The sequence below is a fragment of the Occallatibacter sp. genome (assembly GCF_049802275.1).
Taxonomy (GTDB): Bacteria; Acidobacteriota; Terriglobia; order Terriglobales; family Acidobacteriaceae; genus Telmatobacter.
Map to the genome: position 1 here is coordinate 1 of NZ_JBARMD010000257.1, position 12,456 is coordinate 12,456.

The 12,456-nt window shown below is 56.3% G+C and carries 15 protein-coding genes; 8 read left to right on the forward strand and 7 right to left on the reverse strand.

Going from position 1 to position 12,456, the window contains the following annotated elements:
- A partial coding sequence (locus tag WA354_RS08935; RefSeq protein ID WP_472812659.1) for a cyclic nucleotide-binding domain-containing protein occupies window positions 1–554 on the reverse strand: 554 nt, incomplete at its 3' end.
- A gap of 105 nt (window positions 555–659) precedes the next feature.
- A complete protein-coding gene (locus WA354_RS08940; RefSeq protein WP_472812660.1) occupies window positions 660–1,160 on the reverse strand; it encodes a cupin domain-containing protein in 501 nt (166 codons plus the stop codon).
- 345 nt (window positions 1,161–1,505) lie between these two features.
- Here WA354_RS08940 and WA354_RS08945 point away from each other — a divergent pair, with 345 nt between their 5' ends.
- The 3 genes from WA354_RS08945 to WA354_RS08955 all read left to right on the forward strand — a co-directional run bounded on the left by WA354_RS08945 (window position 1,506) and on the right by WA354_RS08955 (window position 3,866).
- Window positions 1,506–1,862 (forward strand): DUF488 domain-containing protein, encoded by a 357-nt coding sequence (locus WA354_RS08945; protein ID WP_472812661.1) that lies wholly within the window; start codon window positions 1,506–1,508, stop codon window positions 1,860–1,862.
- A gap of 89 nt (window positions 1,863–1,951) precedes the next feature.
- Window positions 1,952–3,055 carry a Dyp-type peroxidase gene (locus WA354_RS08950; protein ID WP_472812662.1) on the forward strand — a complete coding sequence of 368 codons (1,104 nt, stop codon included), beginning with the start codon at window positions 1,952–1,954 and terminating at the stop codon, window positions 3,053–3,055.
- Window positions 3,048–3,866 carry a family 1 encapsulin nanocompartment shell protein gene (locus tag WA354_RS08955; protein WP_472812663.1) on the forward strand — a complete coding sequence of 273 codons (819 nt, stop codon included), beginning with the start codon at window positions 3,048–3,050 and terminating at the stop codon, window positions 3,864–3,866. The genes WA354_RS08950 and WA354_RS08955 overlap by 8 nt, the downstream gene beginning before the upstream one ends.
- 69 nt (window positions 3,867–3,935) lie before the next feature.
- On the opposite strand, the gene WA354_RS08960 is transcribed toward WA354_RS08955, so the two are convergent.
- From WA354_RS08960 to WA354_RS08980, 5 genes are all read right to left on the reverse strand, one after another.
- Window positions 3,936–4,514: a redoxin domain-containing protein gene (locus WA354_RS08960; RefSeq protein ID WP_472812664.1), complete on the reverse strand. Its 579-nt coding sequence runs from the start codon at window positions 4,512–4,514 to the stop codon at window positions 3,936–3,938.
- 13 nt (window positions 4,515–4,527) lie between these two features.
- On the reverse strand, window positions 4,528–5,211 hold the full coding sequence (locus tag WA354_RS08965) for a VOC family protein (RefSeq protein ID WP_472812665.1): 684 nt from the start codon (window positions 5,209–5,211) through the stop codon (window positions 4,528–4,530).
- A gap of 64 nt (window positions 5,212–5,275) precedes the next feature.
- On the reverse strand, window positions 5,276–5,719 hold the full coding sequence (locus tag WA354_RS08970) for a VOC family protein (protein ID WP_472812666.1): 444 nt from the start codon (window positions 5,717–5,719) through the stop codon (window positions 5,276–5,278).
- 57 nt (window positions 5,720–5,776) lie between these two features.
- A complete protein-coding gene (locus WA354_RS08975; RefSeq protein ID WP_472812667.1) occupies window positions 5,777–6,583 on the reverse strand; it encodes a type 1 glutamine amidotransferase domain-containing protein in 807 nt (268 codons plus the stop codon).
- Between the two features lie 39 nt (window positions 6,584–6,622).
- Complete coding sequence (locus tag WA354_RS08980; RefSeq protein WP_472812668.1) at window positions 6,623–7,513, reverse strand: MBL fold metallo-hydrolase; 891 nt, start codon at window positions 7,511–7,513, stop codon at window positions 6,623–6,625.
- An 867-nt stretch (window positions 7,514–8,380) separates the two neighbouring features.
- On the opposite strand from WA354_RS08980, the gene WA354_RS08985 reads away from it, so the two are divergent.
- The 5 genes from WA354_RS08985 to WA354_RS09005 all read left to right on the forward strand — a co-directional run.
- Window positions 8,381–8,845, forward strand: coding sequence for a hypothetical protein (locus WA354_RS08985; RefSeq protein WP_472812669.1), 465 nt, complete (start codon window positions 8,381–8,383; stop codon window positions 8,843–8,845).
- 207 nt (window positions 8,846–9,052) lie between these two features.
- On the forward strand, window positions 9,053–9,925 hold the full coding sequence (locus WA354_RS08990; RefSeq protein WP_472812670.1) for an enoyl-CoA hydratase/isomerase family protein: 873 nt from the start codon (window positions 9,053–9,055) through the stop codon (window positions 9,923–9,925).
- Between the two features lie 72 nt (window positions 9,926–9,997).
- Window positions 9,998–10,471, forward strand: coding sequence for a DoxX family protein (locus WA354_RS08995; protein WP_472812671.1), 474 nt, complete (start codon window positions 9,998–10,000; stop codon window positions 10,469–10,471).
- 96 nt (window positions 10,472–10,567) lie between these two features.
- Complete coding sequence (locus tag WA354_RS09000; protein WP_472812672.1) at window positions 10,568–11,083, forward strand: GlcG/HbpS family heme-binding protein; 516 nt, start codon at window positions 10,568–10,570, stop codon at window positions 11,081–11,083.
- Window positions 11,084–11,644: 561 nt separating this feature from the next.
- Window positions 11,645–12,456 (forward strand): reverse transcriptase domain-containing protein (locus WA354_RS09005; protein ID WP_472812673.1); only part of this gene is annotated, 812 nt, incomplete at its 3' end.

A 12,456-nucleotide genomic window follows, 5' to 3' on the forward strand; every position in this document is an offset into this window, starting at 1 on the left:
ACAAAGAAGCGTTGCAGCAGCGTCGTCTGTGCATCATTCGGCTGGCCCATCAGGACCACGCCGCTCGAAGCATCCCTCATAATGCCGATGCGACGCCAGACCGCCGCCTGCACAATGAGGTTTGCGATGTCGCCCTCTGCGCGCATCAACTGCCGCAGCTGGCTGTGATCAATCCGCAGCAGCCGGCTTTCACTGCTGGTGCGCGCCTCTACGACAACCCGCTGCGAGTTGAGAAGATTGAGTTCCCCTGTAAAGTCAAACGCGCGATGCTGCCTATAGATCTTCGCCCCGGGGTCGGATGTAGGCAGGAAAATATCCACCCCACCTTTGAGGACGACGAACATATCGATGTGGCGATCACCATAGGTGTAGAGCGTTTCATCTGGGGGAAACGTTTCTTCATGACCGTAGGGCTTGAGCCGCTCAACCATCTCTTCGGAAAGCCTTGGGAAAGCGAGGTCCGGACGAAAATCCGTCCCCGTCCAGTCGACGACCTGTGCCTCTCTGAACCGAGCAGCCTGATTTGGGTCAAGTGCTTCGCGAGCATTTTCCATGTGGCAACCTCCCGGATCTGATCCACGGGTCTTACATTTTACCGTCTCTCCCGAGGCGATGGATGGCCCGCATTTCAGCCTGTCAGGAGCTAATGGTCTGAAGATTTACGAGGTCTTTGTTCGCGGATCGTCCTTCGGCTTGAGGTAGTCGATACCGAGTGGCCCGATCGCAGTGATTTGGGTGATGTATTCACTGGATTTCGCCCAGTGGAAGTGCGACGTGTTACCAGGTAGCACAATAACGGCGCCCGGCGGGTAAGCCTCCAACTTATCGGCATCGAATTGATCCCCGAGCCCGATATAGAAGACCCCCGATAACACTGTGTAGACTCGATCCTCCGGGTGCCTGTGCGGCATCAACTTGACGCCACGTGGCACTTTGACCCTGATCGTGTAGGGGCCGCGCTCTGAAGGCGTGCCGACAACAACAGCCAGACGCACCGAAGGTGGAAAAGCCGGGAATGGCTTCCAGTCAATTTCCTCAGGCAGAGTAGATTTGAAAACCGATTCGCCAGGCTGGTGCGGCCGAGCCACATCTTTTGGCGTTTCGTCTTTGGTCTCCTTCCCCTGTCGGGCTGTTCCGTGCCGGATGATCGCTTCGCCCATGATTGCTCCCCTTGAAAGACTCGGCTTCAGCGCGATCAGTTCCTCTCTCGCGCTTTTCCGATTAGGCTCGATTCGTGGAATCGAAACAATCGGACAATGGTATCGACGATACCTTGGTATCGACCTCTTCGTGAAAGTCGTCGGTGCTGAAGAAACCGTTAAACGAGACGGATTCAAGCGAGCTGCCAAAGCGCTGGTTGGTGCATCGAGTCAGACCATAGGGCACAACTCCCATTGGGTTGATTGACCGATACCAAAGCGTGACCGATACCATCGTCTAATTGTTTTGCCTCCCTCATTTCTGTTGAGATTGCCTGTGTAGGTCCGAGGCAGCTCGGGGGACGGATGTGTTCGTTGAAGGTTGAAATCAAGCGAGTGTATGAAGAGCCTGAGCGCACGGATGGTACGCGTATACTTGTCGACCGGTTGTGGCCGCGGGGCCTTTCTAAGGAGAAGGCGCGGGTCGATCTTTGGCTCAAGGACATTGCGCCAAGCACCGAGCTTCGCAAATGGTTCGGCCATGATCCGAGTAAGTGGACCGAGTTTCAAGCCCGCTACCGTCAGGAACTGAAATCGGAGGCTGATCTGCTCGACATTCTGAGAAAGAAGGCAGCCGAGGGACCCATTACGCTGCTCTATGGGGCAAAAGATGAAGTCCACAACGAGGCTGTCGTCCTGCAGTCACTGCTTCAGCCGAAATGAGAAAGTTTGTCGTGGAAGCTTTAAGCCTTCCTTCGCGGTCAGGATATAGTTCTCTTGACGGCAATTCTCTCTGACAGGTTGCGAATTGAATGGCATCGGACTCGCAAACGTCGCAAGCGTCGGCAGCCTTAACTCTTTCGCAGCTCGTTTCATCTCCGCTCACGAAGGTCGCCATTTTTCTTGTGGTCACAATCAATCCCGGAGACGATCACCGTTCAACGGTTCTTTCGCTCTGTGCAGATCTCTCCGCGCTTCTTCGAAGTGTTGGTTTTCGCAATCTCGATGGCGCCTTGTCGTGCATTATGGGGATTGGTTCCGATGCCTGGGATCGGCTTTTCGGCTTGCCGCGTCCTGCTGAACTTCATTCTTTCGAGGAAATTCTCTCCGGACCGCGACATGCTGTTTCTACACCGGGAGACTTGATCTTTCACATTCGCGCCAAGCAGATGGATTTGTGTTTTGAGCTGGCCGCGCAGATTATGACTCGTCTCAACGGCGCCGTTAGCACCACCGACGAGGTCCAGGGTTTTCGTTACTTTGACCAGCGGGATGTGCTCGGTTTCGTCGATGGCACCGAGAATCCCACAGGCAACTCGGCGGCAGACGCGGTGTTCGTTGGCGGCGAAGATCCGGCCTTCGCTGGCGGAAGCTACGTCATCGTCCAGAAGTACCTTCACGACCTCGAAGCCTGGAATAATCTTTCTACCGAAGCTCAGGAGAAAATCATTGGGCGCTCAAAAGTCTCCGATATTGAATTGGACGATTCCGTCAAACCCACATCTGCACACAATGCCCTTACCGTCATCGAGAAGAACGGCGAAGAAGTAAAAATCCTGCGCGATAATATGCCCTTCGGGAGCCCCGGCCGCGGCGAGTTCGGCACGTATTTCATCGGGTACAGCCGCTCGCCTCGTACGATCGAAGAGATGCTCGAAAACATGTTCATCGGGCGACCGCCGGGAAACTATGATCGCATCCTCGACTTCAGCACCCCGGTCACGGGAAATCTATTCTTCATACCCACGTCCACGTTTCTCGATAGTATTTCCCCTGACCGGCCGGCACCGCCTGTGCGCGTCGCGCAGAATGCCGCACCGATCTCGACACTAAGTGAAACCGGCGCAAACTCTGTGGGAACGAAGGATGGTTCTCTCGGAATAGGTTCTCTCAAAGGAGGCGGATTCCATGAATAACCTGCATCGCGAGCTGGCGCCGATTTCTGCGGCTGCTTGGGCTCAGATTGAAGAAGAAACTTCACGCACCATTAAGCGATATCTTGCCGGTCGGCGCGTTGCGGATGTTCAAGGACCTGCGGGCGCAGCGTTGGCTGCAGTGGCCACAGGCCATCAGCGTGCGATCGAGGCGCCCGGAGACGGTGCGACCGCTCAACAGCGCGAAGCAAGATCTCTTGTCGAGATCCGCGTTCCATTCGATCTTGATCGCCAGATGGTTGACGATGTAGAGCGCGGCGCAAATGACTCTGACTGGCAGCCCGCAAAGGACGCTGCGCGCAAACTAGCCTTTGCCGAAGACCGCGCCATCTTCGAAGGCTACGCCGCCGCTGGAATTGTCGGGATCCGGCAGGGCACCAGTAATCCCAAAAAGCCACTTCCCGCCGACGTTCGCAAGTATCCAGAAGCCTTTGCCCAGGCCTTGAGCCAGTTGCGTCTCGTGGGTGTCAATGGACCGTACTCTATCCTGCTCGGCGCCGATGCTTATACCGAACTTGCCGAGACGAGTGATTACGGGTATCCGGTTCTCGAGCATGTGAAACGCCTGGTCGACGGCCAAATCATCTGGGCCCCCGCCATCAGCGGTGCTTTCGTCGTCACCACTCGAGGTGGCGACTTCGATCTTCACCTTGGGCAGGACATCTCCATCGGCTACTCGAGTCACACTGACACCAGTGTTCGACTCTATTTGCAGGAGACCTTCACCTTCCTCTATTTGACGTCTGAATCCGCCGTGGCTTTCGACCCACCGAGCAAAGCGCTCTCGTCATAATGCGCGCCGAGGACAACCATAAGACAGACAGAGCGACGTCTTGGACTCCTTTTACCGGGATGAAGCCGCTCACGAGCCGGCGCGTTTATTCCATCCGTGGAAGTTTGAGAAATCGCCGGAGTTCCAGGCTTCACGGAGTCCGGGTTTGCTTAGATCCCAGTCCGGCCGAATTTCACTGGTGACGGCACGCAGGTCTTGCCACAAATCTGCGATCGACGGACGGCCCCAAAACCAATAGCCGTTATAAATACTGTGAATCACCAGGCTCGGCTTGAGGACGAGTGTGTGCGGAATCATCGGATTGTGCTCGGGATCGGTGTACTCCTGTATGTCGAGGTCTTTCTGAATGATTCGGCCAGGGTCGGAAAGAAAGGTCCATTGGGCTCCGACCGATGCCCGAAACTCCTGGAGCGTGTGGTGGTCATCCGTTGAGATCGTGACGATCTGCGTGTACGCCACGGCGACCTTAGGGTAAAACGCGGCGAGTTCCAGATGCTGCTGGTGCTCCTTCGGACAATAGTGGCCGCGGGCGAGCGTAACCGCCAGCGGGTCGTCGCCCTGAAGTTCGCTGAGCTTGCGCAGTGTGCCCATGTGATCCGGCAGTTGGTAGTCGGGGAAATGGCCTCCGGGCACAATGTCGGAACGCATGATTTGACTCCTTCTATTTCGGGAACTCTGTGCCGTGCTGTTCAGAGACCATGAAATTCGCGTACCAGGCCGGCCAGTTTTTGTCGGACTGCCCAATCAGTGATTCATGTTGACTGTGCGCTGCCTCAGCCCTCCGCAATGCCTCGGCCAAGTCATTCGATGACGCGTAGGTTGTTGCTTCCGCTTCAATCCTCCCAGGCAAGCGCTTCGTGATCTCCTGCAGTAGCCAGCCGTTGCCATCCGGGTCACTAAATGTTGCAAAGGAAGTGTAGCTTGCGTGATCCGGCTGTGGACCCACCACTCGCCCGCCAGTGCTCGCCGGTTGAAACTGCGCGCCAGGTGTCACTGCGTGGAACACATCGCTGATTTCGATGCCGCGAGCGGCGAGTTCGTTGCGCGCGGCGTTGATGTTGGCAACGACCAGGTAGGTGCCTCGTGCAGACCCGGGAGGCGCCGAGGAGATCCGGGCTCCGAATTGGACCGAGCATCCTGAACCGGGTGGGGTGAACTGAACGACTCGGAAACCATTATCGAACTTGAAGTCGGCATCGAGTCGCCAGCCGAGTTTGGCATAAAACTCCTTGGCGCGGTCAACATCGGAAACGGGGATGACCACTACCTCCAGGTTCATTTCCACTTTTGCGGGACCGGGCGCCGTGAGTTTTTCGTAACTGTGAACTCCACTGACAATTGCCATCGTTCCCTCCTATTTGAGTGGGCCATGAGTAAGCGTTCGCATCTGCATCCGATCCGGCTGGGCATTACCCGTAAGTAAGGTTCGTGCTCTGTCCAACCTCGATAATGTAGCCGTCAGGATCGCGGATGTAACACCGAATCTCGCCGTACTTGGAGATGGGCTCAGTGATGAACTCCGCTCCCCGACTTTTCCATAATTCATAGCACGCCTGAATATCCGCAACGCGGAAATTCATAAAGCTGTTGATGTGATTCGGGTCGGGAGTACTGAGCGTTACCGTCGGCTTGTCCGGAGTCGGGCCGCCCCCAACATTCAGAATCATCCAGATATTCGCAAGCTGAAGGTACCCAGGCGCGTTGCCGTCGCCTCTGCTGAGAATGCGACCGCCGAAGACCTTCTCGTAGTAATCAAGCGATCGGTTGATGTCCGTCACGGTGAGAAAACACGCGATGCTGATCCCATCCTTCGGGGGCATCTCATAGCTTTTCTGTTCCACTTGTACGCTCATTGACTCACTCCAATCTGGATAGACTTACGGCAGGGGAAACCACGGAACCAGCCCCCACTAAGCGGCTCGCTTTTTCCTCGCGCCGAGTGCCGACAGAAGAAGTTTCACAACTGCTTCATCCGAGAACGGGTTCTGACCGGAGATCAACTCGCGATCTTGCAGGACGTAGCTCTTCCATGGAGGCAGCACACTGACGTCGCCGCCGGCGGTACTCAAGGCGAAGTCCGGGTAGAAGAGAACCTTGCCATCAATCTCAAGCGGCTCGCGCTGCTGCTCTTCCGCCGTCGAAAAGATCGTCATCTTATATCCGGCATAGATCCAGCCTGCAGCCTTTGCGTGCGCTCCCGCCGCATCGCCCGCTGCCAGCGCCGCAACGAACTCCTTCGAATTCGGAAGAGCCGAGAGCAGTGAAATCGGGCCATGGCACAGCACCGCCGTTGGCTTCGATGTCTCGTGAAAGTGTCTCATCACGATGCCGGCATCGGGATCATCCAGAAGATCGATCATCGGGCCATGGCCGCCAGGCACGAAAACAGCGTCAAATTGATCCAGGCCCAACGCGATGACATCCTTGATGCGAACCGGATCTCTGAGCCCAAGCAGGCTGTCGCGGAACAACATATAGTCCTCAAGCTTGGCCCTGTCCCCGCCGAAGAAATCGGCGACCTCTGAATGGACATCCACCTGGGGCGTGTTGCCTGTGGGGTTGGCGAAGGTGATCTCGTAGCCCTCCTTCATCAGGGCGCGAACCGGAACCGTCACTTCGTTGAGGTAGTAGCCGGCGCCGGTATAAATCTTGCCATCCTTCAAGGGCAAGCCTCGACCGCTGGAGATGAGTGCCAGGATTTTTCCTGCTGTTGCCATTTTGTTTCTCCTCTCTGAAGTTGGAACGAAAGCTGTGGATTATGGCTGCGGGAATCCGAACATCAGCCACGACTGATTGGCTACCCAATGGGGGTATAGCTCCGTCATCTGATCGAACAACGCCTTGTCGGACGTCGCGGTTTTCTGCAGCCGATCGAAGTCCTCGAGGTAACGCTTAGTGTCTTGGATCGCGGAGGGGGAGTCGGGCGCGCCAGGTTTCTTGTGACCCGCGACAACGATCGCCGGATTCAGCGCCGCTAACCGGTTAAGCGAAGCGATCCAATTCTTTCGGCTCTCGGGAGTGGTGTCGCCGACGTACATGCGGCACTGGTTGTACACAACGTCGCCGGCGACGATCAATCCAATCGATGGAACGTAGAGAGACGTCGAATCGGGACTATCGGTGCGGCCCTGCTCGATAATGCGCAATTCTTGGCCCTCGAGTGTGAACGTGTCATGCTCATAGGGCTCAGGTCCAACCAACTTCGTGGGCACTTGCCCAGGGAACATTTGGCGGGCTAACCGCTGCACTGGGGGAGACAAATACATCTGTATGCCCTCCACCGCCTTGGGCGTTGCGATCGCCCGAGCGCCTGGGAATCGGTCGAGCAGAACGCTCAGACCGTAGAAGTGGTCGAAATGGGCGTGCGTTATATAGATGGTCTCCAAGTTGCGGTTGTGCAGAGCAACCCAATCCGCGAGGGCCTCGGCCTCAGCCACCGTCCCCATTGCGTCCACCAGAACCGCATCGTACTCGCCGAAGATCAAGGTTGACGTGATCGGGTCAAAGCCAAGCGCTTCACCAAAGGGTTTTGGGCGCTCGCCGACCATCGCCTTTCCCGGAGCCGTAAACACGTTCACACTAAGCGAGTTTGGCGCGATCGGCGGCCTCACGGGCTCGGCCTCTTTCAGTCCATTCTTTTCGTCCACCTGGTGCTCCTTTCGATTCAGAGCGAGTGACCGTTCAAGAAGAGATTGGCAGAAGGGCAACGACAAATCTATTGGACGAAGGTATCGAAGATACCAAGGTACCGGTCACAGGCGCAGAGTTTTGCGCAGGGCGACCAACTAGACTCATTTGCCCGTTCGGCCTGTTGCCGATCGTATAAGCCCTCGTTCACATTCGACCGATCTTCTGCGGGGTTTTCTATAGCATTCAACCATTCGTCAGACCGCTCATACCAAGGTATTGGCGACACCATCGTCTAATGGATTCGTTTTCTCGCTTCTGGCTTAATCACAAAGATGAGCAAGTCACGGCGCATCCGAGACGTTGAATCGGAGTCTGTTTTTGCCAAGGGAACTGCAAGAGGCTTGCAACACTTGAAAAGGAGATTTATCTCATGTCTTCAACTTCGAGAATCGCTAATTCAAATCGCGGTGGAGGATTTCAGTATCAGGAACTGACGAGTGGCTCAGTTGCTGGATGGCAGCAGCTGAAGTGGCGCCAAGAACAAGAGCGAGAGTGGGAAGGCCATTTGAAGAGCCTGCAGCAATGCATAGGCGAGTTGCTCATCACAAATCGAAAACTCGGACATCAGCCACCTTCAACGACAAATCACCCGATACAGGGAACGCGACATTGAATACGATGGCGACGTCGCAAGAAATCGATCATGATCGCCGTCGCTTTGGGAAACGCCATCGGGCCGGTACCGAGTCCGCTTCTCTTCTTCCAACGGCGGTTCGCTGACCGCCGCGGTCTATCGTGTCGATGGCGCAAAGGCTGCTGGAACAGGCGGCGGCGGTCAACTTATCGTCGAGGGAGTCCCGGTTTCGACAGGCAAGTCGGCACGTGTGGCGGAGGCCGGCGACTACCGTATCTTTGCGGGCTGGCGAAGTGACCCCTTCTTTTTCGATACGGAGGGCGCCCTCAACAACCTCCTCGTCCTTCGCAATCTGTCTTCCTCGCAGGCGATCGCAAAGCTGATTTTCTTGCCAGCTGAGCCGAAAGACGATGCTCAATTCATCCCGGTCTTCGCTCACTCGCTTGAACACACCGGAGGCTACTCGACCGATGAAGCAACGCGGGTCGCACGTACTCTGCTACCAGACATTCTCTTCTACGATCCCAGTCAGCCGGCGGTCTTCCCGCACAATGGTCGCGCACTCACCGACGACGCGATTGACGTTTTCCTTGGCGTCCTCACGAAGGGCAAGATCACCAGCGATAACGTGGGACCCCATAAAGACCTTCTTTCCGAATTCCCTTTCCTGGGTGCGCCACATGAAGATCGGTCTGCGCAGCGGGTCGCTGCGTGATTTCCCGCGCAACCAGCCGTGCAGTCTACATTCCCTTATCGCGTTGTAGGTTCGCGCCGCAATTGCACGCGATACGAAAGTATTGGCCATACCAACGTCCAATTGTGCGAAACATATTGTTCTGGCCGAATAGATCGTGATTGACGAAATCGGGCGCTTTCAATAGATACGGCCCCTGTTTCCGAGAACAACTTCAGAGGAGAATCCATGGCAACCACGACCGCACCGACGAAACCCAAACAGACGAATGAATCGACAAAAGCTGCACAGCTTCGCATCACCCGACGGTCGCCTGCCTATTGGCGCGTCACAATCGATAACCCGCCCATCAATGTTATGGGTCCGGAGATGGTCCGCGAGTTTCAGGAAGTCATCAATGCTATCGAGACCGACAACGATGTCAGGGTCGTGGTCTTTGATAGTGCAGTCGACGGCTACTTTCTGAATCATTCCGATTTCGAAGCCAAGCTCGAGGATCTGACCTCAATGCCGGACGGCCCCACTGGTTTGCCACCTTGGCCCGACTTTCTCGTGCGTCTGACTCGCGCACCAGTCGCATCTATCGCTCTCATTCGCGGTCGCGCGACGGGAAACGGCAGCGAGATCACGCTCGCCTGCGACATGAGTTTCGCCAGCCGCGAGAAGACGATCATCTCGCAATGGGAAGTGGGCGTGGGGATGGTCGCCGGCGGCGGCCCCATGGCCCGGCTGCCCCAACTCATCGGACGAAACCGCGCGCTTGAAGTACTCCTGAGTTCGGAAGACATCAGAGGAGACCAGGCGGAGGCCTACGGCTATGTGAACCGCGCCTTGCCCGACGCTGATCTGGAGGCATTCGTAGAGGCGCTCGCGACCCGGATCGCCAAGTTCGACAAATGGGCGATCGCTAACACCAAACGCCTGGTCAACACGAGCCTGCCGCCGGACGTTGAACTCGGCGCGGGGTGGGATGCATGCATCGCTTCGCTAGGACGACCCGCCGCGCAGAATGGAATCAAAGCCCTGATGGCGCGCGGCTTCCACAAACCTGGAGATGTCGAGAATCGGCTCGGATACTACCTCGGTGAAATCCCGCGCTAGTCCGAAGGCGCGACTTCGACTACGCGACGTTGGGCATCGTTGAAGTACTTGCTTTCGGTGGAGGAACAACCGATGGACTGGAAACGATTGGCGCAGTTCGTGCTGCTAGGTAGCGTTCATTCTGAGCAATGCGCCATTTTGCTCGTGCGCGTTTCCATCGGGCTGTTCTTCGCCATCTCTGGGGGAAGAAAATTGTTTGTGGCTGGCAGCAGGCAAACTATGTACGAAACGCTCGCCAGGGCCAAAGTCCCGTTCCCAAACCTCATGACTTATTTCGTGTCGAGCGTCGAATTCGTTGGGGGATCCCTGGTAGCTGCGGGGCTTCTCTCGAGCCTGGCCAGCGTGGCCTTGTTGGTCGATATGGTTGTCGCCATTCTTACCACGAAGCTTTCCGCAATGCCTAAGAACGTTTCGCCCCTCGGGTGGGTCGACAATCTGCTCTACCTTCCGGAGGTCCTGTACGTGCTCATCCTTTTCTGGATGATTTGCTCTGGTCCGGGAAAGCTCAGTGTCGATTACTGGCTCGCTGAGCAGTTGCAGAAGTGATCAATCGACGCGGCACTGACGGGCAGATCAAGCGAGACAGCTGCGTAGCGAGGGCGGATCTACAGACACAGCTTCTTAACCCCTTGGAGGAAATATATGTTAAGCAGCAAATCGGGAAGCACCATAGAAGCACGGGCAGAGTCGTCGAATCCTCTTGACGTCGTCCCAAGTGAAATCCCATTCGATGTGCCCTATGGGCTCTCGATAACACTGGAACGAGCAGAGGCGGTCATTCACGCCGCCGTGGCAGAGGCGAGGACGCGGAACTGGAAGATGAATGTAGCCGTGTCAGATTCGGGCGGCAACCTGGTGGCCTTCGAACGAATGGACGGTGCGATGCTTGCCTCCATCCAGATTGCCCAACACAAGGCGCGTGCGGCTGCCACCTTCCGGCGTCCAACCAAGGTCTTCGAGGACGGCATCCAGCTCATGCACCTGAACTATCTGCTTGCCTTCGACGGAATTATCGCATCTCGAGGCGGTATCCCACTCATCGATAAGGGAGTAATTATCGGCGCGATCGGCAGTTCGGGGGGCGCGGATTCTCAGGACGAGATTGTAAGCGAGGCGGGCGCGGCAGTCATTAACCAAAGCGCGGCGAAAGGAAATTGATCCAGTATCGAGAAATGATCGGGTGAGCGGATCGATCGCACATTCGGAATTGCACGGGTTGCGCCTTGAAACTCATGAAGTTCAGTCTCCTGAAATGGAGGCCGCGGCAAAGCCTAGCTCGCAGCTGCGTACCAAGTCTTGCGTGATGTCCGGAGACGGCCATTGCGAAGCGTAGACAGGGAGGTTTGCAGGCCGAAACAGCAGTAAACGGCAATCTAGCCCCGAAATCGATCGTGGTGGAAGTAGCCGACCCTATCCCGTAACGGGGAAGGCAGAAGCTCAGTATGCGTCATGGCGAGTGTACTGGGGTGCTTCCGGGGTTCGTACCGTCAGCATGCAACCAAGGGATTTCATGGGAACAAGGGAGAGCCGTCAGGCTCAAGCCTGGCTTGTAGGGTCCGACAAGCTGAACAGCGAGGAAGATCCGAAGGCCTGACGGAAGTCAGACTGCCTGGTAGTACTTCGAGGTCGGGAGAGCCGGCTACATGGGGAAGCGGGCAGCGGAAGTTGAACTGTTCGTGGGAAACATGAGCTCCATCCAAAGGGAGGATTCGGCCTTCTATGCAAAGAGAAGATCAGCCAGTCATGACAACAGGACTCGAACGAATAGCAGTCAAAGCTCGGTGTGAACCGAAGCTTCGGTTTACGTCGCTGGCCCATCACATCACAAAGGAGCGGGTTTGGGAGAATCTTAATCAGATACCTGCCAAGTCTGCAGCCGGAGTGGATGGACAGACCGTAGCGGAGGCGAAAGAGAGTTTTGAGGAATGGATTGCAGGTATGCTGCAATCTGTTCACCGTGAAGGATACCGCGCGCCAGATATACGGCGTGTCTACATCCCGAAGCCCGGAAAGCAGGAGATGCGCCCTCTCGGGGTGCCGACTGTCGCGGACCGGGCACTCCAGCGAAGCGTCTCTCAGGTACTATCTGCCATCTATGAGCAGGATTTTCTACCCTGCTCTTTCGGCGGACGTGCCGGGAGAGGTGCCCACCAAGCGCTTGCAACGCTCCACGAGAGAATTGCTGGCGGGAAAATCGAGTGGGTGCTGGAGGCGGACCTCAAGAACTTTTTCGGGAGCTTAAGTCACGAGTGGATGCTCCGCTTCGTGGAACATCGAGTGGGAGATCAGCGCCTGATTAGTTTAATCCGGCGCTGGCTGAAGGCAGGCGTTTTCGAGAATGGAGAGGTTCATCCAAGCGAAGAGGGGACCCCGCAGGGAGGGTCGGTCAGCGTGATGCTGAGTAATGTATATCTCCACTATGTGCTCGATCTGTGGTTCGAGCGAGTGGTCAAGCCGCGACTTCGTGGTGAGGCCTGCATGGTGCGATATATCGACGACTTCGTGCTGTGTTTCCAATTTCGTTCGGATGC

What these genes read in the sequence shown, in the direction of transcription:
- WA354_RS08940 (WP_472812660.1), bottom strand. Translation starts at nt 1,160, where the DNA reads ATGGGCGAAGCGATCATCCGGCACGGAACAGCCCGACAGGGGAAGGAG.
- WA354_RS08945 (WP_472812661.1), top strand. Translation starts at nt 1,506, where the DNA reads ATGTGTTCGTTGAAGGTTGAAATCAAGCGAGTGTATGAAGAGCCTGAG.
- WA354_RS08950 (WP_472812662.1), top strand. Translation starts at nt 1,952, where the DNA reads ATGGCATCGGACTCGCAAACGTCGCAAGCGTCGGCAGCCTTAACTCTT.
- WA354_RS08955 (WP_472812663.1), top strand. Translation starts at nt 3,048, where the DNA reads ATGAATAACCTGCATCGCGAGCTGGCGCCGATTTCTGCGGCTGCTTGG.
- WA354_RS08960 (WP_472812664.1), bottom strand. Translation starts at nt 4,514, where the DNA reads ATGCGTTCCGACATTGTGCCCGGAGGCCATTTCCCCGACTACCAACTG.
- WA354_RS08965 (WP_472812665.1), bottom strand. Translation starts at nt 5,211, where the DNA reads ATGGCAATTGTCAGTGGAGTTCACAGTTACGAAAAACTCACGGCGCCC.
- WA354_RS08970 (WP_472812666.1), bottom strand. Translation starts at nt 5,719, where the DNA reads ATGAGCGTACAAGTGGAACAGAAAAGCTATGAGATGCCCCCGAAGGAT.
- WA354_RS08975 (WP_472812667.1), bottom strand. Translation starts at nt 6,583, where the DNA reads ATGGCAACAGCAGGAAAAATCCTGGCACTCATCTCCAGCGGTCGAGGC.
- WA354_RS08990 (WP_472812670.1), top strand. Translation starts at nt 9,053, where the DNA reads ATGGCAACCACGACCGCACCGACGAAACCCAAACAGACGAATGAATCG.
- WA354_RS08995 (WP_472812671.1), top strand. Translation starts at nt 9,998, where the DNA reads ATGGACTGGAAACGATTGGCGCAGTTCGTGCTGCTAGGTAGCGTTCAT.
- WA354_RS09000 (WP_472812672.1), top strand. Translation starts at nt 10,568, where the DNA reads ATGTTAAGCAGCAAATCGGGAAGCACCATAGAAGCACGGGCAGAGTCG.